A 17,287-nucleotide genomic window follows, 5' to 3' on the forward strand; every position below is an offset into this window, starting at 1 on the left:
TTTTTGATAGCGGGTATGCTCTAATCCGGTTACCAGCGTTCGTCAAAACCAGGAGCTCCTGAATGTTTACCTCGCGTCGTTTGATCATTGTTGCCACCGCCGTAGCCATGCTTTCCGGCTGTGCAACATCCAATCCCTATGACAATCAAGGCCAGGCGCAAAGCTCCGGTGGTATGAGCAAAACGGCCAAGTACGGCGGGCTCGGCGCATTGGCGGGTGCGGTAGCCGGTGCGGCCATCGATCACAATCATCGCGGCAAGGGTGCCCTGATCGGCGCTGCAGTGGCGGGTGCCGCATCGGCGGGTTACGGCTATTACGCAGACAAGCAGGAAGCTGCGTTGCGAGAGAGCATGGCCAATACTGGTGTCGAGGTACAGCGTCAGGGTGACCAGATCAAACTGATCATGCCGGGTAACATCACCTTCGCGACGGACTCTTCGGCCATTGCCAGCAGCTTCTATTCGCCGCTCAACAACCTGGCCAGTTCGCTCAAGCAGTTCAACCAGAACAACATTGAAATTGTCGGGTATACCGACAGCACCGGCAGTCGCCAGCACAACATGGACCTGTCGCAACAGCGTGCCCAGAGCGTCGCGACTTACCTGACTTCGCAAGGCGTCGATCAATCGCACCTGTCAGTGCGCGGTGCAGGGCCTGACCAACCGATTGCCAGCAACGCCGACGTCAACGGTCGCGCCCAGAACCGCCGTGTCGAGGTAAACCTCAAGCCGATTCCGGGTCAGCAGTACTGATCAATGTCGCTCCGCTCGCAGGCTGGTTGACGGCGGGGCAAAGAAGTGGGAGCTAACCTGCTCGCGAAGGTGATGGCCTCTTCGCGAGCAAGCTCGCTCCCATGAGTCACTATCCATGCTGCGCCGGATACTGCTCATGCAGGCTGTCCAGCAGCCGGTCTTTCTCTTCCCAGAGCGTATTGATCCACTGCTGGAATTCCAGGCGGTATTCGCCGTCCTGGTCGTAATTTTTGCCGAGAAACTGCTGCGGGATTTTGATCTCTTCGAAGTGCGCAACCACTTCCCTCACGTTACCGCACAGCAGGTCCCAGTAGCCGGGTTGTCCGCCAGGGTAATGGATGGTCACGTTGATGATCGACTCCAGCTGTTCGCCCATCGCATCCAGCACGAAAGCAATGCCGCCGGCCTTGGGCTTGAGCAGGTGGCGGAACGGCGAGTTCTGTTGCGCGTGTTTGCCGGCCGTGAAGCGCGTGCCTTCGGCGAAGTTGAAAATCCCCACCGGGTTATGGCGAAACTTCGCGCAGGTGCGGCGGGTGGTTTCCAGGTCCTTGCCTTTCTTTTCCGGGTGTTTGGCAAGGTACGCCTTGGAGTAGCGCTTCATGAATGGAAAGCCCAGCGCCCACCACGCCAGACCGATCACCGGAACCCAGATCAGCTCCTGCTTGAGGAAAAACTTCAATGGGCGAATACGCCGGTTGAGCACGTACTGCAAGACCATGATGTCGACCCAGCTCTGGTGATTGCTGGTGACCAGATACGAGTGCTTGTAATCCAGCCCTTCCAGACCGCTCAGGTGCCAGCGGGTGTGGCACAGCAGTTTGATCCAGGCATTGTTGTTGCCGATCCAGGTTTCATGGATATGGCTCATCAGCCAGTCGGTGAAACGCTGTGCCGCAGAGAAGGGCAGGCAGATCTTGAGGATCGTGACCGCGAACAGCACCGTGCAGCAGACGATGGTGTTCAGCGCCAGCAACAGCGAGGCAATGACGCCGCGTAACGGGGCAGGCAGGAAATCCATGAAGGAGATGGCTCCGCAAGTTATCGGAAGCCGCAGACTGCTCTGCGGCACTCGTGTCAGGTATCAGGACAGCGTGTCGGCCTGTATGGCTGTCAGCGCGATGGTGTAGACAATGTCGTCGACCTGCGCGCCGCGCGGCAGATCGTTTACCGGTTTGCGCAGGCCTTGCAGCATCGGGCCGAGGCTCACACAGTCGGCACTGCGTTGCACCGCCTTGTACGTGGTATTGCCGGTGTTCAGGTCCGGGAACACGAACACGTTGGCGCGTCCTGCGACCGCGCTGTCCGGAGCCAGCTGTCGGGCGACCTGTTCGTTGGCGGCCGCATCATACTGCAGCGGCCCGTCGATCAATAGATCGCGGCGGGTTTCGCGTGCCAGTTGCGTCGCTTCGCGGACCTTCTCGACCTCTTCGCCGCTGGCCGAGTTGCCGCTGGAATAACTGATCATCGCCACGCGCGGCGAGATGCCGAACGCAGTGGCCGAATCGGCGCTCTGCAAGGCAATCTCGGACAGCTCGCTGGCGCTCGGATGGGGGTTCATGATGCAGTCGCCGTACATCAGCACCTGCTCGGGAAAGAGCATGAAGAACACTGAAGACACCAGCGTGCAGCCTGGCGCGGTCTTGATCAGTTGCAGGGCCGGGCGGATGGTGTTGGCGGTGGAGTGAATGACGCCGGACACCAGCCCGTCTACCTCGTCCAGCGCCAGCATCACCGTACCGATCACCACCGGGTCTTCGAGCTGTTGCTCGGCCATGGGGGCATTCAGGCTTTTGCTTTTGCGCAGTTCCACCATCGGCGCAACATAGCGTTCGCGAATCAGGTCCGGATCAAGAATTTCCAGCCCCTGCGGCAGCTCGATGCCGTGCGCCTGCGCAACGGCGTGCACTTCCTCGGGTCTGGCCAGCAACACGCAACGCGCGATACCGCGCGCCTGGCAGATGGCGGCGGCCTGGATGGTCAGCGGCTCGTTGCCTTCAGGCAGTACGATGCGCTTGTTGGCCGCCTGCGCGCGCTGGATCAACTGATAGCGAAACACCGCGGGCGACAGGCGCAGCTCGCGGGGCGTGCCGCAGCGCTGGTGCAGCCAGTTGGCGTCCAGATGACTGGCAACGAAATCGGTGATGTTTTCCGCGCGCTCGCGGTCATCGATGGGGATTTCCTTGTTCAACTGATTCAGGCGATTGGCCGTGTCATACGAGCCGCTGCTGACCGACAGCACCGGCAGCCCCGCCTGCAGCGCGCCGCGACACAGCTCCATGATGCGTGGGTCGGGCACGGTATCGCTGGTCAACAGGAGGCCGGCCAGCGGTACGCCGTTTATGGCTGCAAGGCTCACCGCCAGGATGATGTCGTCGCGGTCACCCGGCGTCACCACCAGCACACCCGGCTTGAGCAACGGAACCGTGTTGAGCACGGTACGGGCACAAATGATGATTCTGGTCATGCGGCGCTGATCGTAGTCGCCTGCGTTCAGCACCTGCGCGCCGAGCAGCTCGGCCACATCGCGGGTACGCGGTGCGTTGAGTTCGGCGCGATACGGAATGCAGCCCAGCAGGCGAAAGTCGCCACTGCGCAGCAACGGCGAGTGCTCTTTCAGGCGCGAGGCGAAGACTTCCATGCTCTCTTCGGTACGCACCTTGTTGAGTATCACCCCCAGCACCTTGGGGTCCTTGGGGCCGCCAAACAGCTGGGCCTGCAATTCGACCCTGCCCGACAGATCGGCGAGCACTTCATTTTCCGGGGCGGAGACCAGAATGACTTCGGCATCCAGGCTCTTGGCCAAATGCAGATTGACCCGCGCGGCATAGCTCGCGCTGCGGGTCGGGACCATGCCTTCGACTACCAGCACATCCTTGCCGACCGCTGCCTGTTGATAAAGATTGATGATCTCTTCGAGCAGTTCATCCAGTTGACCATCACCGAGCATGCGTTCGACATGCGCCAGCCCCAGAGGCTTGGGTGGCTTGAGGCCGTGGGTGCGAGCCATCAGTTCGGTCGAGCGCTCGGGGCCCAGATCGCCGGGGTGTGGCTGGGCGATCGGTTTGAAAAAGCCTACTTTCAAGCCGGCGCGCTCCAGCGTGCGCACCAGTCCCAGGCTGATGGAGGTCAACCCCACGCCAAAGTCAGTGGGGGCGATAAAAAAAGTCTGCATACTGGCTTCTCGATTGAGCAGTGCAAGGGGTCGCAGCACATAGGGAAGCGCTGCCGACCGAAAAAGTCCGGAAACCGTCTAACGCGATTTCTCTGCGGCAAGACTATCGTTATCTGCGGCGTTCGCACACCAGCCGCAACGAAAGGCTTTACCGGTCATCTGTTGACGCTGTGCAGGGTCGAGTACCCAAGGGCGTGACTGCCACGGAGGATCATGACGCAGGTGCTGGGTGTGGCCGCACGACAGCAGCGCGAACCAGTGCCCGTGCTCGTCCTGTCTCAGATCGATAACGATTGAACCTTTCAAAGCGGGCCGTCCGTCAGAGTTGCGTTCGCTTTCGGGCGATTGCTTGGTTAAACTTGCCCGTTCTTCAATCTTAAGCAAAAGGTCTTGTCCCCATGCCGATCGCCGCCAATAAGGCTGTCTCCATTGACTATACCCTGACCAACGACGCTGGTGAGGTCATCGACAGTTCTACCGGTGGTGCGCCGCTGGTTTACCTGCACGGTGCAGGCAACATCATCCCGGGCCTGGAAAAGGCACTGGAAGGCAAGGAAGTAGGCGACCAGCTGAACGTTGCCGTCGAGCCCGAAGACGCCTACGGTGAGTACTCGGCCGAACTGGTCAGCACCCTGAGCAGCAGCATGTTCGAAGGCGTCGACAAGCTCGAAGTCGGCATGCAGTTTCACGCTTCCGGCCCGGATGGCGGCATGCAGATCGTGACTATCCGTGATCTGGAAGGCGACGATGTCACCGTTGACGGCAACCATCCGCTCGCGGGTCAGCGTCTGAACTTCGACGTGAAGGTTGTGGCCATCCGTGATGCCAGTGAAGAAGAAATGGCGCACGGCCATGTTCATGGTGAAGGCGGCCATCAACACTGATTTGTGCTGCTAAGCTCAGGCACTGAAAAGGCGCCCTGGCTGTTCTGCGATGACGACTTTCGTTACGCGTGCGGTCACGGTGCCTTTTTTCAGGTTGTAGCCTGGGGCGACTTGTTTCAAAAGGGGTTCTCATGAGTGCTTTTCACGACATCAAATTGAAAGCGCTGGGTGGCCAGGAACTGCCGCTGGCGAATTTCAGGAACAAAGTGGTTCTGGTGGTCAACGTCGCGTCCAAATGCGGGCTGACACCGCAGTACGCGGCACTTGAAAACCTCTATCAGCAGTACAAGGACCAAGGCCTGGAGATACTGGGTCTGCCGTGCAACCAGTTTGCCGGGCAGGAACCAGGTACCGAGCAAGAGATCGCCGAGTTTTGCCAGCTCAACTATGGCGTGACGTTTACGCTGGGTGAAAAACTCGACGTCAACGGCCCTGATCGTCACTCGCTTTACCGTTTGCTGGCGGGCGAGGGTGCCGAGTTTCCCGGGGATATCACCTGGAACTTCGAAAAGTTTCTGGTCGGCAAGAACGGTGGTGTCAGCGCACGTTTTTCTCCGCGTACCACTCCGGATGATCCTGCCGTGATCCAGGCCATTGAAAAGGCCCTGGCGCAAGGCTGATCGTATAGCCGGGGTAGCATTTCGCATTCGCCCGGCTTTCTTGCGCGCTCGTCGCTTTTGAACTCAAATCAGCCAGATCAATAGTACTGGGCCACCGCAGACGCCCGGCGATACTCTGCGCGCCTGATGACAATCGACCATTTCACAGGAGTTGCGCATGTCGGCAGAAGCCTTGTTCACGCCTTTCCGTCTGGGCAGCCTGGAGCTGTCATCGCGTGTGGTCATGGCCCCCATGACCCGTTCGTTTTCGCCAGGGCACGTGCCCAACTCGAAGGTCGTCGAGTACTACCGGCGGCGCGCGGCGGCAGGTGTCGGGCTGATTATCACCGAAGGTACGACGGTCGATCACAAGGCATCCAACGGTTATCCGAATGTCCCGCAATTTTTCGGTGACGCGCCACTGGCCGGCTGGCGCAAGGTGGTCGAGGCAGTACATGCGGAGGGCGGCAGCATCGTTCCGCAACTCTGGCACGTCGGCGCAGTTCGCCGTCCTGGCACCGAGCCGGATGGCAGCGTGCCTGCCTACGGGCCGATGGAGAAGGTCAAGGACGGTCAGGTGCTGGTGCATGGCATGAGCAAGCAGGACATCGACGAAGTCGTGGCGGCCTTCGCCCAGGCTGCCGCCGATGCCAAGGCAATTGGCATGGACGGTGTCGAAATTCATGGGGCTCACGGTTACCTGGTCGATCAGTTCTTCTGGGAAGGCAGCAATCAGCGCAGCGACGAGTACGGCGGCAGCCTCGCCAACCGCTCACGTTTTGCCCTCGAACTGATCAAGGCCGTGCGCGCCGCAGTGGGCCCGGACTACCCGATCATCTTCCGTTTCTCACAATGGAAGCAGCAGGATTACGCCGCGCGTCTGGTACAAACGCCCGAGGCGCTGGGCGAGTTTCTGCAGCCTCTGGCCGATGCTGGTGTGGATATCTTTCATTGCTCTACCCGGCGTTTCTGGGAGCCTGAGTTCGAAGGCTCCGACCTGAACCTGGCGGGCTGGACGCGCAAGCTGACCGGCAAACCGACCATTACTGTCGGCAGCGTCGGACTGGACGGCGAGTTCCTGCAGTTCATGGTCAACACCGACAAGGTCGCTCAGCCGGCCAGCCTGGAAAATCTAATGAAGCGGCTGGGCAACGACGAGTTCGATCTGGTGGCGGTGGGACGTGCGCTGCTGGTCGATCCGGATTGGGCATTGAAAGTGCGCGAGGGCCGCGAGCAGGACATCCTGCCTTTCAGTCGAGACGCACTGATGACACTGGTCTGATCTTCTTGCTGGCTACCGGCCTGATCTCTTTGGCATTTACAGGTTTTTCGCCCGGGCAGGCCTCACGCAATTGCCGTTCGAACTGATCGATTATCGCCGTCCAGCCCTGGCGACTGGCGTGTTGACGAGCATTGAGGCGCACCCGGCGCAATGTTTCGCTGTCTTCCAGCAACCAGCGCGCCGCATCGATGAATGCCGCCTCGTCACCCGGCATGGCCAAGGCCCCATTGTGGCCATGACGAATATGCTGCCCGGCAGCGGCTTCGTCGTAAGCGACCACACCCAGCCCTGAGGCCAGCGCTTCAAGGACCACGTTGCCGAACGTTTCGGTCAGGCTGGGGAACAGAAACATATCTGCCGAGGCATAGTGCATGGCCAGCACTTCACCGCGCTGAGTGCCGCAGAAGATCGCATCCGGGATCTGCTCCTCAAGCTGCTGGCGCTGCGGTCCATCGCCGACAACAATCAGTTTGATATTACGTTGCGGGTAACTGTCCTTTAGGGTTTCGAAGCTGGCTTTGAGCAAGCCCAGGTTTTTCTCGGGTGCCAGGCGGCCGACGTGTATGACGCCGATATCACCTGCTTGCAGGCCCCAGCTTTCGCGCAGAGCCTGCGAACGCCTGGACGGGTTGAACATCTGGCTGTCGACACCACGAGACAACAACTCGATCCTTTCAAAGCCGCGCCGCTCCAGTTCCACCTTCTGGCTGATGCTCGGCACCAGCGTCATGCGCGAGCGGTTGTGGAACCAGCGTAGGTAGTGGGTCAGCAGCCGAGTGATAAACCCCATGCCGTATTGCTGCGTGTACTGTGGAAAGTTGGTGTGAAAGCCGCTGATCACCGCTATTCCCAAGCGCCGAGCTGCCCGTAGCGCCGACAAACCCAGCGGGCCTTCAGTGGCGATGTACAGCACATCCGGTCGACGCCGCTGCCAGCGGCGCAACAGCTTGTGCATAGAAGACTGACCCCATTGCAACCCTGGATAGCCCGGTATCGGCCAGCCCCGGCAGAGCAGCAGGTCCTCTGCAGCGCCCACGCCGATCTCGTCGTTCTGACGTGGCCGCACCAGCTCGACCCGGTGCCCGCGCAACCGCAACCCTTCACAAAGACGCCCCAGGGTATTGGCAACGCCGTTGATCTCGGGAGTGAAGGTTTCAGTAATCAGGGTGACATTAAGAATTTGGCTCATGGGAGCAGTTTCGGCGGGTTACATTTCGGTTATGTGGCGGTTGTGTGATGGATTGGTGATAGGGCGTCGGTAAGGTGAGGAGGTTGGTGTGAGGCTGCGCGGGATAGTTAATAGGTAAACGCATAAGCTGTACAATGATTTCAATAAAACTCACGATAAAGTTAATTGGCTTCCTACAGGTGTTCACATCGTTTCCTAAAAGCGTGTAGTCCGTTCTGATACGTGTTGATATTATCTGTTTGCCTAGTAATGTCGGGTTATCGAATCGTGTGGTTCGTTAACGTTGGTTTGGAATGGCTGGATTTTTAGTTGTTCCTGCTTATCAATATACTAGGGAAGTGAAATGAAATTTAACGACAATAAATTGAAATGGGCTCGTTCGGCTTCAGGAATTGCTTTGGCACTTTTAGCCTTTTCGAACCTTGCACTGGCTGGAAACTATCAATCGTCGATTGCTCTGCCGGTTATTCATTCAAAAGGCTATGTTCACACCGCTGAGCTGCCAGTAAGCAGGCATGCGCCTGTGACAGCGACGATCAAAAGTGTCAGTTGGAACTGGAGCGTGTTGGGCTGGCCTCAGGGGCTTGAGGTCTACTTGTGCCAAGGTGTCAGCGTATGCCTGAACGTATCACGTCAGCGAACGGGGTCCACAACGTTTTTCGGTAATCAGTCTGCACGTCGCAAGTTCTATTACACGATGAAGGTTGGAGAGGCGGGAAGGGTGCCAGTCGCTGGACAGCAAGGGCGAATAACTGTCGATTGGTAATCTCACAAGCGCCCTCCCCCAGACAGGGAGGGCGCTCAGGCTACCAATTTGCCATGTCACGAAATGCGAGAGGAAGAGCGTCGTTAAAGTTTAGTATCTTTTCAAGTATCCTGGCCGCAGGCGTACCTTTCAAATATTCTTCTTCATAAAGGGCTGTTCGCTCTTTTTGCATACACCCCCCGATTTTCTGAAAGTAAGCGCTCGACTCGGGTGTGACTATCTTGCCCGTGGCGCAGTAACGAATCACGGGGTAATCAGATAGATCCACTCCCTCGCCAGTCAATGAATTGTACGCATAGTGTCTGGCCAGGAAGCTCGCTTCGACCGGACTGCTTTGAGCTTGTGCCATCAACTTGGGCCTGAGCTCTCCTCCTCGCAGGATTGTCCTTGCGCAGTGAGGTGTTTCTTTTTCGCGGACGGCTTCTTGAAGTACGCTAGCGAAGCTTTCAGGTGTTGATGCCGGGGGGCGTGGTGTTGTTTTGTACCGTACACCGAACGGTGTAACGTTCAGGAATGGCGAAACATTGTCGGTGTGGGTCATTTGAAAATCCCTCGCGCACGTTCCATTGCTGCAGGCATAGGCACGAATTCTTTATCCTCCACAATGGATCTGCGTTGTTCGATCGTCATGCTATCCATGAAGCGAGTTGAGCGGGACATTGCTGAACTGCCGAGTGTTGCGGGTAATGCGGCTGGAGGTTTTTTCTCCGTCTGTGTGATGGCAGCGTTCAACAGGCTTGCAAACTGACCTGAACGGTTTTCCGGTAGTCTTTCGAGGGATGCGGGTCGGTAGGAGGAGAGTTGTTCTGCGGCAGATTCTGTTTTTATTTCCATAGCGATTACTCCTGTTTTTTAATCAGGAAAGCAAGGGTAATGCCATATTTAATGTATTGGTTGTTCCTACGTCGTTGCGGTCTTGTATTAGAGGTCGGGAAGATATGTCCTACGCAATATTCCTACGTGTAATGTTTTTTCATATCTCGGCAAGCAGTGTCGGGTTGCGGCAAGTCGCTGCCGTTACACGGAATGGAGTTCTATAAGCTGCTTGTAAGAGTGCTGATATATAGCTGTAAGAAGTTTCCCTTTTAATGCTGGAGTGCCGAACAGATAACTCATTATCTGTTCGGCACGCTCTCAGGCGTCGTCGTCACTTAGCCGGTCAAGCAGGGCGATCAGCCCAGATCACGAACCAGTTGGCCGATCACTTCGCCCACTTTGGCCAGGTCCGGTGCATCCAGACGATGTTCATCGGCATACGAATAGGCGACGGTGAACAGGCCGGCGGTACGGGTGGAATAGGCAGGGGCATCTTTCTCGAAAACACGGTTCGCGGCTTCGGCTGTCAGCGAATTGGAGCTGATGACCACGCCTTCTTCAGGGGCGTTCACACCGTTGATGTATACGTCGTCCGGATTGATCGACCATTCGGCCAGTTCACTGACCAGAAAGGCGCGGATCTTTTCCTGAACGGTTGCGTTGTCGGTGGTCAGTGCAGCAGGATTTACTTGAGCATTCATGATTTAACTTCCTTGTTAAGTTCATGTGTCGCTGAGTTTCATGGAAGCTGGCTTCACATGAACGGATTGATTGAGGCCCCATTTAGCCTTGGTTGGCGGGGTGAGTTGCGGTGCATATTTATATGCGTGTGATTTTTCTTCGGGTGTGCCGAACCGCATGGCGCGGCCCGGCAGGTCGGCATTCAGCCTCGTGCGTGGGTCACCGGCAACGCATCCGCGCCGCGCTCGCGCACCCAGAACAGCGTTGCACCGGCCACTGCCGCGGGCATCATCAGCAGGTTGACCACCGGGATCAGCAAGGCGACGTAGACAATGCCGCCGAAGCTCAGGCTTTGCCAGCGCTTGCTTTTCAGCCAGCCGAGCATTTCGTTCCAGCCCAGCTTGTGGTTGTCGGCGGGGTAGTCGATGTACTGGATCGCCATCATCCACACCCCGAACAACAGCCACAGCGGGGCGGCGATGATGTTGGCGACCGGGATGAACGACAGGATGAACAGGCCGAGCATGCGTGGCAGCATGTAGCCCAGCTTGCGTGCTTCGCGGGCCAGGGTGCGGGGCACCATGGCAACCAGTTCGGCCCAGCTGAAATCGGGCGATTCGTCTACGCCACGAACCACGGCTTCGACCTTTTCGGACAGAAACCCATTGAACGGTGCGGCAATGATGTTGGCGACCATGGTGAAAGTGAAAAACACCATCAGCAGCACCAGCGCCACGAACAGTGGCCAGAGGATATAACTGAGAAAGCTCAGCCAGTGGGGCAGGGTCGGCATGAAGGTGTCGACCCACAGCTCGAACTGGTGCACCGCCAGATAGATCAGGCCGCAGAACAACACCACGTTGATGCTCAATGGCAGTAGAACGAACAAGCGCAAGCCAGGGCTGAGGACCAGTTTCAGGCCCTCTCTCAGGTATTGCGGGCCGGTAAGGGCGGGAGCGGGCATGGGAGTCTCCGAGTGCTTGAAAGGCGTGACCTTACCGGCTTTGTGATGGCCATGAAAGAGCGGAGCGCCGACGGTTTTTGAGCATGTCAGACTTGTGGCGTATCCTTCGACGAAGAATATCCGGATGGCGCCGCTTTCAAGCGCCCGCGCTATAGAAGTGACCTATAGGGTGGATTGTGAAACGATATTTCCTTAACCTCTGCGGCCCCGATAGGCTGTTCGGCAATCTAGGACCTGTCCTTCAGGTCAGAATTTTCAGGACCTGCCGAACCAAACGACGCTTCCCCAAGCGTTTCGGTGGTCCTTTTTATCCAGCCGTCCCGACCGCGGCGTAAACGGTCGGTCGATAGGAGTGTGTCATGTCAGACGTACGTCATTCCCGAGTGATCATTCTCGGTTCCGGCCCTGCCGGTTACAGCGCTGCGGTCTACGCCGCTCGCGCCAACCTCAAGCCTCTGCTGATCACTGGCATGCAGGCTGGCGGCCAATTGACCACGACTACAGAAGTTGATAACTGGCCAGGCGACCCGCACGGTCTGACCGGTCCTGCGCTGATGGAACGCATGCGCGAGCATGCCGAGCGTTTCGAGACTGAAATTGTCTTCGACCACATCAATTCCGTTGACCTGGCTGGCAAGCCGTTCAGCCTGCAGGGCGATAGCGCAACCTACACCTGCGATGCTCTGATCATTGCCACCGGCGCCAGCGCCCGCTACCTGGGCCTGCCATCGGAAGAAGCGTTCATGGGCAAGGGTGTGTCTGCCTGCGCCACCTGCGATGGCTTCTTCTATCGCAACCGTGAAGTCGCAGTGGTGGGTGGTGGTAACACGGCGGTTGAAGAGGCGCTGTATCTGGCCAACATCGCCAGCAAGGTGACCCTGGTTCACCGTCGCGAAACCTTCCGTGCCGAGAAGATCCTGATCGACAAGCTGCACGCACGTGTCGCCGAGGGCAAGATCGAACTCAAGCTCAACGCCACACTGGACGAAGTTCTGGGTGACAACATGGGTGTGACCGGTGCGCGCCTGAAGAACAACGACGGCAGCAGCAGCGAGCTGAAAGTCGACGGTGTGTTCATCGCGATCGGCCACACACCAAACACCTCGTTGTTCGACGGTCAGCTGGCCTTGAAAGACGGTTACATGGTTGTGCAGGGTGGCCGTGAAGGCAACGCCACGGCGACCAGCGTCGAAGGCGTATTCGCTGCCGGCGACGTGGCTGACCACGTGTATCGCCAGGCCATTACCTCGGCCGGTGCCGGCTGCATGGCGGCACTGGACGTCGAGCGCTACCTGGACGGGCTGGCTGACGTATCGTTCTGATTTGCTCTCGTGCCCAAGCGCTCATCGCTATACACAAATCTTATGGGAGCGGAGCGATCCGCATTGCTCGCGAGGAGGTCAGCACATTCCCCAGAAACAGGGTGTTTGAACCGATGCCTTCGTGAGCAAGCTCACTCCCACAGTGGGCTGTACTCTGCCTCATGTTGTGTTTAACCCCGTTTTCCGGGTTTACCAGGACGCGTGTATAGCGTGGAGTGCCCAGGTATGGGCACTAGAACGATGTGATTTCAACCCAGCCGATCAAGCCTTGCGCTTGAGCGGCTCGCCTTCAAACTTCACACCCGCCAGACCATTCGCGATCAGCGCACGGATATTGCCGTGGTCGCTGCCTTCAGGTGTGGCTTGTACCGAGCGGTAATGCTCGCCGAACGCCAGCAGTGCCTCCTCGTCAGTCAAGCCTTCCAGTAGCGCCAGGCCCAGCGTCTTGCACGACCCTTCGTTTTGTCCGGCAGCATTGTCGACGTCGCCGTTTCTGAAGGCCTGAGGCTGGTAGTCGTAGCCTTCGGTGATGAACGCCAGGGTGTCGGCAAACGCATGCTCGCCGCTGCGCAGGCGGGTGCGCAGGGAATTCAGATCAGTCATGTTGTTTGGTTTCCTTGACGAACGCCGCCTGTTGTTCGGCGTTCGCTTCTTTCTGATAGCGGGCTTTCCACTCGCTGTATGGCATGCCATAAACCACTTCGCGCGCATCATCGAGGCTGAGGTCGATGTGCTTTTCGTCAGCGGCGGCCTTGTACCACTTGGACAGGCAATTACGGCAAAAGCCGGACAGGTTCATCAGGTCGATGTTCTGGACATCCTTGCGGCTGTCCAGATGCGCGACCAGTCGGCGGAAGGCTGCGGCTTCGAGTTCGAGGCGTTCTTGCTCGGTCATGACGGGCTCTTTTCAGTAGACGGTTGAGGTCATGATAAGAGTTTCAGCGTTGACCGGCGAGCGTGATCGATACCGACTCGGCAAAGCGCAGGGCATGCGGCTTGTCGACTTCCACTTCAGCGTAGGTCACCGCCTCGTGGCTCATCACCAGATCCAGCACTTCCTGGGTCAGTCTTTCCAGCAGGGCAAAGCGATTGCCCTCGACGTGCTGGATGATGGCCTTGGTGATGGTGCGATAGTTGAGGGCATGCTCGATGTCGTTATCCCGGACCGCTTCCTGAGCGGCATAGAGAATCGTCAGGTTGATCAGCACGTCCTGTTTGTTGAGGATTTCGTCCTCATTGATGCCGATGAAGGTACGCAGGCGCAGGTCCTTGACCCGGATGCGCGCGGTGCCAGGTTCGAGTCTTGCCATTATTGTCTGCTCCGTCCGATCAATTGCAGAAACTCCATGCGTGTGTTGCTCGAGTCACGGAAGGCCCCCAGCATCACTGACGTGTTCATGGTTGAATTCTGCTTTTCGACGCCGCGCATCATCATGCACATGTGCTGGGCTTCGATGACCACAGCCACACCGGCGGCTCCGGTGACTTTCTGAATCGCATCAGCAATCTGTTTGGTCAGGTTTTCCTGAATCTGCAGACGGCGGGCAAACATGTCGACGATGCGTGCGATCTTCGACAGGCCCAGTACCTTGCCGGTCGGAATATACGCCACATGCGCCTTGCCTATGAACGGCAGCAGGTGGTGCTCGCAAAGCGAGTACAACTCGATGTTCTGGACGATGACCATTTCATCGTTGTCGGAGGCGAACAGGGCGCCATTGACGATCTCTTCGACGCTCTGGGTGTAGCCATGACACAGATACTGCATGGCTTTGGAGGCGCGTTTCGGCGTATCCAGGAGACCTTCGCGGTCTGGATCTTCACCAAGGCCGAGCAGAATGTCTCGATAGTGCTGGGGCAGGGACGAACTCATCAGAATGATCCTCGGGGCGGCTTACTTGACGTGCCGTCCGCCGTTTACGGTCAGTGTTGTGCCGGTGACATAGGTGCTGTCCAGAAGGTAACGCAGGCTCTGGTAGATCACTTCTGCACCAGGCTCTATGCCCAGGGCCGACTTGGCCAGGGCGTTGGCGCGGTAGGCCGCATCATCCTTGGGTTGAAACATCAACAGCGCCGGTGCTATGCCGTTGACTTTGACAAGTGGGGCGAACCTGGCGGCGAAGGACAGCGTCAGGCTTTCCAGGCCGGCCTTGGTTGCGCAGTAGGCGATATGCTTGCTGCTGCCCTTGCGGGTCACGTCATCGCTGATATGCACGATGTCAGCGACCTCACTGGCGGTCAGCAACGACTCGCAATGCAGATTGATCAGGTAGGGCGCCAGCATGTGCACGTTGAACATGCGTGTGAAGTTGTCGGCTTCATCGCCCGGTGTTTCTGCCAGCCACTCGGAAGCGTTGTGGACAATGGCCCGCAGGCTCGAGGTCTGGGTTTTCAACAGCTCGACAAAAGCCATGATGCCGGCTTCGCAGGAAAAATCCCCGTGGATGGCCACCGCGCCGGCCTGGCGCAGTTCCGTCACACTTTCGTGCTCGGTGCGATAACTGATGATCACCCGTTGCCCGTGTTCCAGCAGACGCAAGGCGCAATGCAGGCCCACGCGCTGGCTGGCGCCGGTGATCAGGATAGGTGCAGAAGACATTGCCATCGACAGCTCACGTATCGGTTATCCGTAGTGGACGGGGATTGTACGGTCGATTGTTTCTTCCGGTTTACAGGCAAAGTTATACCAGAGAATTTTTTTGTACAACCCTGGACATCATGAAACTCGCCGAGGCAGTGCTCGAAGGCGCTGAGCACGGGGAGGTTGAGGGAACGAGCGGGGCTGGGACGCGACCAAGACCTGTACCGAGGTGTAAAGGTGTACAGGTCTTTATGAGTCTAGCGAGGGGAAGGTGATTGCGTCGGGCGTGCCGGTGCAGGCGTGCTCTGCAGCCAGGGTGCGAGCAGGCGCGTGGACAGCGGGATGAACAGGTAGACCATCAGCGGGGTGAGCACCGCTGTACTGATCATGATGCGCGGTAACAGGTCCAGATGATTGAGCAACGGGCCGAGTAGAAAGTTGAAGATCAGCGACACGGGAAAAAACGCCAGCCAGATCGCGACAGCCTGTTTCCAGCGTGGCGGACGCTGATCGATTGCGCCGAACCAGCCGTCGATGCCGCTGACCCGATGCTCCGAAGGTTGTGCGAAAAGACCGCTGCCGCGCACCAGCCAGGAGCGTCGGGAGGCGGAATGCTCCCAGGCGTGCATGGTGTGTTCATCGGTGAAGCGGAAAATGATCTGAAATTCGTCGTCGCCGGGCGGCGGCGCCAGTACCCCTGAACCCAGATACCCTGGAAAGTCCGTGGCCAACTGTTCGCCTTCGTGCAGCCAGGCCATCATTTCATGGTAGCGACCCTGCGCCACGCGGCGTGCAACCATCAAGGTGACGGGTGAGGTAGACATTGTATATCTCCGGTAGAGGCGTGAAATTCCCGGGTAGGGAGGTCACATGCCGCGATCCGGGATGGTGGGTCGCGACAGCTTCACGTAAACAGCAAGCAAGGATTATTCCTGAAACGCTGATAGACCGGTAGAGCGTTGTCGGGCAGGCAGGTTACTTGTGCAAGGATGGATGCTTGCGACGATGTTCTTGCAGGATGTACTGGCGCAAGCGCTCGGCATCGTCCTTGCCATGCTTGCTGAAATGATAGGCACCGACGTTTTGCCCGATCATTCGCTCCAGCTTGCCGCGCATCGGAATGGGCGCTTGACCCGGCGGGTTGAACCAGGCGGAAAAGTTTCTCGGCAGCTTGCCTTCCTTGCGGTACTCGAGCAACACACCCTTGAACGACAACTCATGAACCCAGAGTGCCGTCAATGCACCCTTTTCTGTTTCGAGAGGGATGGGTTCTTCCAGCACAAGCCGCCATGGGCGGATCTTCGGGCCTTCCTCGAAAATACTCGGCGCGCCGAGCTCCAGATGCAGTGCGTGGAATTCGTCCTCGACCAGATGCAGCGGGAAATTCATCTGCTGATTCTCGAACTGCGCATGGATCGTGACCTGCTCATGAGCGGCCAGTCGGGTCAGCAGATCCTGAATCTGGATGCCACCGTTGACCAGCAGGCTACGCGTACTGTCACGTACGTTCAGCTGAGGGTTGCGGTGCATGCTCTGGATAAAATCCAGCTCAGCCTGGGTGAGTAGTGAATCAGGTTGCATGGGCGGAGGCTCGGTCTAACCGGTTATTGAGAACAAAGACCATTGATTCCGTAATGTGTTCGGACCATTCATCATATTTTTTCATTCAAGTGTTTCAACTCTGCTGTGTTTCTCCGGGCAGACCGAAGGCAGAATGGTCCGTAGAAAATTCAGACGGCATTCTAAGGCATAATGTTTCACTTTTTTAAGCTGCTGCAGGAATAACCATGAAAGTCGCCATCGTGTGTGGAACGGTCTACGGATCGGCCGAGGAAGTCGCCAGACACGCCGCTGCCTTGTTGCGTGCCGCCGGCCATGAGACGCTCGTCAATCCCCGGCTCATGTTGCCGGAGCTGCTCGCCTTCGAGCCTCAGGCGATCCTGGCCGTGACATCGACCACCGGCATGGGTGAGTTGCCCGACAACCTCATGCCTCTTTATTCAGCGCTGCGCGACGGTCTGCCAGGCGAACTGCGCGGCTTGCCCGGCGCGGTGATTGCACTGGGCGATGCCAGTTACGGCGACACCTTCTGCGCGGGCGGTGAGCAGATGCGCGAATTGTTCGCTGAAATGGGCGTTACCGAAGTCCAGGATATGTTGCGTCTGGACGGAAGCGAAAGCGTCACCCCGGAAACCGACGCCGAGCCTTGGCTGGAAGCGTTCATCAAGCACCTGGGCTGAAAACATCGCGCGTCTTTATCGGGCATGATTCAGCACAGC

At 58.0% G+C, this 17,287-nt stretch carries 22 protein-coding genes; 7 read left to right on the forward strand and 15 right to left on the reverse strand.

The window, feature by feature from the left end; all coding sequences use genetic code 11:
* The first annotated feature begins 62 nt into the window (after positions 1-62).
* Positions 63-752, forward strand: coding sequence for a YiaD family glycine zipper/OmpA-like lipoprotein (locus BLR16_RS09905; protein ID WP_003433676.1), 690 nt, complete (start codon positions 63-65; stop codon positions 750-752).
* A gap of 109 nt (positions 753-861) precedes the next feature.
* On the opposite strand, the gene BLR16_RS09910 is transcribed toward BLR16_RS09905, so the two are convergent.
* From BLR16_RS09910 to BLR16_RS09920, 3 genes are all read right to left on the reverse strand, one after another.
* Positions 862-1,770, reverse strand: coding sequence for an acyltransferase (locus tag BLR16_RS09910; protein ID WP_003433675.1), 909 nt, complete (start codon positions 1,768-1,770; stop codon positions 862-864).
* Between the two features lie 63 nt (positions 1,771-1,833).
* Positions 1,834-3,924 carry a phosphate acetyltransferase gene (gene pta / locus BLR16_RS09915; protein WP_003408730.1) on the reverse strand — a complete coding sequence of 697 codons (2,091 nt, stop codon included), beginning with the start codon at positions 3,922-3,924 and terminating at the stop codon, positions 1,834-1,836.
* 78 nt (positions 3,925-4,002) lie between these two features.
* On the reverse strand, positions 4,003-4,308 hold the full coding sequence (locus BLR16_RS09920; RefSeq protein WP_003365499.1) for a DUF3565 domain-containing protein: 306 nt from the start codon (positions 4,306-4,308) through the stop codon (positions 4,003-4,005).
* A gap of 14 nt (positions 4,309-4,322) precedes the next feature.
* Here BLR16_RS09920 and BLR16_RS09925 point away from each other — a divergent pair, with 14 nt between their 5' ends.
* The 3 genes from BLR16_RS09925 to BLR16_RS09935 all read left to right on the forward strand — a co-directional run bounded on the left by BLR16_RS09925 (position 4,323) and on the right by BLR16_RS09935 (position 6,689).
* Positions 4,323-4,808, forward strand: a complete 486-nt coding sequence (locus tag BLR16_RS09925; RefSeq protein WP_003365497.1) for an FKBP-type peptidyl-prolyl cis-trans isomerase — start codon at positions 4,323-4,325, stop codon at positions 4,806-4,808.
* Positions 4,809-4,939: 131 nt separating this feature from the next.
* Positions 4,940-5,428 carry a glutathione peroxidase gene (locus tag BLR16_RS09930; RefSeq protein WP_003365493.1) on the forward strand — a complete coding sequence of 163 codons (489 nt, stop codon included), beginning with the start codon at positions 4,940-4,942 and terminating at the stop codon, positions 5,426-5,428.
* Between the two features lie 157 nt (positions 5,429-5,585).
* Positions 5,586-6,689, forward strand: coding sequence for an NADH:flavin oxidoreductase (locus BLR16_RS09935; RefSeq protein WP_003365491.1), 1,104 nt, complete (start codon positions 5,586-5,588; stop codon positions 6,687-6,689).
* Here the strand turns inward: BLR16_RS09935 and BLR16_RS09940 are convergent.
* A complete protein-coding gene (locus tag BLR16_RS09940) occupies positions 6,658-7,878 on the reverse strand; it encodes a glycosyltransferase family 4 protein (RefSeq protein ID WP_058416375.1) in 1,221 nt (406 codons plus the stop codon). The two genes, BLR16_RS09935 and BLR16_RS09940, sit on opposite strands and share 32 nt — an antisense overlap.
* A gap of 343 nt (positions 7,879-8,221) precedes the next feature.
* Between BLR16_RS09940 and BLR16_RS09945 the strand changes: the two genes are divergently transcribed.
* Positions 8,222-8,644, forward strand: coding sequence for a flagellar protein FlhE (locus BLR16_RS09945; protein ID WP_223886491.1), 423 nt, complete (start codon positions 8,222-8,224; stop codon positions 8,642-8,644).
* A 40-nt stretch (positions 8,645-8,684) separates the two neighbouring features.
* Here the strand turns inward: BLR16_RS09945 and BLR16_RS09950 are convergent, their stop codons facing one another.
* The 4 genes from BLR16_RS09950 to cysZ form a co-directional block, all read right to left on the reverse strand.
* Positions 8,685-9,185, reverse strand: coding sequence for a hypothetical protein (locus BLR16_RS09950; protein ID WP_044310852.1), 501 nt, complete (start codon positions 9,183-9,185; stop codon positions 8,685-8,687).
* A complete protein-coding gene (locus tag BLR16_RS09955) occupies positions 9,182-9,478 on the reverse strand; it encodes a hypothetical protein (protein WP_003433663.1) in 297 nt (98 codons plus the stop codon). Before BLR16_RS09955 ends, BLR16_RS09950 begins: the two co-directional genes overlap by 4 nt.
* 338 nt (positions 9,479-9,816) lie before the next feature.
* Positions 9,817-10,161, reverse strand: a complete 345-nt coding sequence (locus tag BLR16_RS09960) for a hypothetical protein (RefSeq protein ID WP_003433661.1) — start codon at positions 10,159-10,161, stop codon at positions 9,817-9,819.
* Between the two features lie 182 nt (positions 10,162-10,343).
* Positions 10,344-11,105, reverse strand: a complete 762-nt coding sequence (cysZ, locus tag BLR16_RS09965) for a sulfate transporter CysZ (protein WP_003433659.1) — start codon at positions 11,103-11,105, stop codon at positions 10,344-10,346.
* Positions 11,106-11,464: 359 nt separating this feature from the next.
* Between cysZ and trxB the strand changes: the two genes are divergently transcribed.
* A complete protein-coding gene (trxB, locus tag BLR16_RS09970) occupies positions 11,465-12,427 on the forward strand; it encodes a thioredoxin-disulfide reductase (RefSeq protein ID WP_003316986.1) in 963 nt (320 codons plus the stop codon).
* 261 nt (positions 12,428-12,688) lie between these two features.
* Here trxB and BLR16_RS09975 read toward each other — a convergent pair whose 3' ends face one another.
* From BLR16_RS09975 to BLR16_RS10005, 7 genes are all read right to left on the reverse strand, one after another.
* A complete protein-coding gene (locus BLR16_RS09975; RefSeq protein ID WP_003433658.1) occupies positions 12,689-13,030 on the reverse strand; it encodes a HopJ type III effector protein in 342 nt (113 codons plus the stop codon).
* Positions 13,023-13,322, reverse strand: coding sequence for a DUF1244 domain-containing protein (locus BLR16_RS09980; protein ID WP_003365478.1), 300 nt, complete (start codon positions 13,320-13,322; stop codon positions 13,023-13,025). The genes BLR16_RS09975 and BLR16_RS09980 overlap by 8 nt, the downstream gene beginning before the upstream one ends.
* 43 nt (positions 13,323-13,365) lie before the next feature.
* A complete protein-coding gene (gene folX, locus BLR16_RS09985; RefSeq protein ID WP_003316983.1) occupies positions 13,366-13,737 on the reverse strand; it encodes a dihydroneopterin triphosphate 2'-epimerase in 372 nt (123 codons plus the stop codon).
* Positions 13,737-14,300 carry a GTP cyclohydrolase I FolE gene (gene folE, locus BLR16_RS09990; protein WP_003433656.1) on the reverse strand — a complete coding sequence of 188 codons (564 nt, stop codon included), beginning with the start codon at positions 14,298-14,300 and terminating at the stop codon, positions 13,737-13,739. Before folE ends, folX begins: the two co-directional genes overlap by 1 nt.
* A 21-nt stretch (positions 14,301-14,321) precedes the next feature.
* Positions 14,322-15,032 (reverse strand): dihydromonapterin reductase, encoded by a 711-nt coding sequence (gene folM, locus BLR16_RS09995; RefSeq protein WP_003433655.1) that lies wholly within the window; start codon positions 15,030-15,032, stop codon positions 14,322-14,324.
* 233 nt (positions 15,033-15,265) lie between these two features.
* The gene (locus tag BLR16_RS10000; protein WP_003346204.1) at positions 15,266-15,832 is read right to left on the reverse strand and encodes a putative antibiotic biosynthesis monooxygenase; all 567 of its coding nucleotides are present in this window, start codon (positions 15,830-15,832) and stop codon (positions 15,266-15,268) included.
* Positions 15,833-15,983: 151 nt separating this feature from the next.
* Complete coding sequence (locus BLR16_RS10005) at positions 15,984-16,589, reverse strand: hypothetical protein (protein ID WP_003365472.1); 606 nt, start codon at positions 16,587-16,589, stop codon at positions 15,984-15,986.
* Positions 16,590-16,795: 206 nt separating this feature from the next.
* Here BLR16_RS10005 and BLR16_RS10010 point away from each other — a divergent pair, with 206 nt between their 5' ends.
* The gene (locus BLR16_RS10010; protein ID WP_003433653.1) at positions 16,796-17,248 is read left to right on the forward strand and encodes a flavodoxin; all 453 of its coding nucleotides are present in this window, start codon (positions 16,796-16,798) and stop codon (positions 17,246-17,248) included.
* Positions 17,249-17,287: the final 39 nt, after the last annotated feature.

This window comes from Pseudomonas sp. BS3767 (assembly GCF_900099665.1).
Lineage (GTDB): Bacteria > Pseudomonadota > Gammaproteobacteria > Pseudomonadales > Pseudomonadaceae > Aquipseudomonas > Aquipseudomonas cerasi.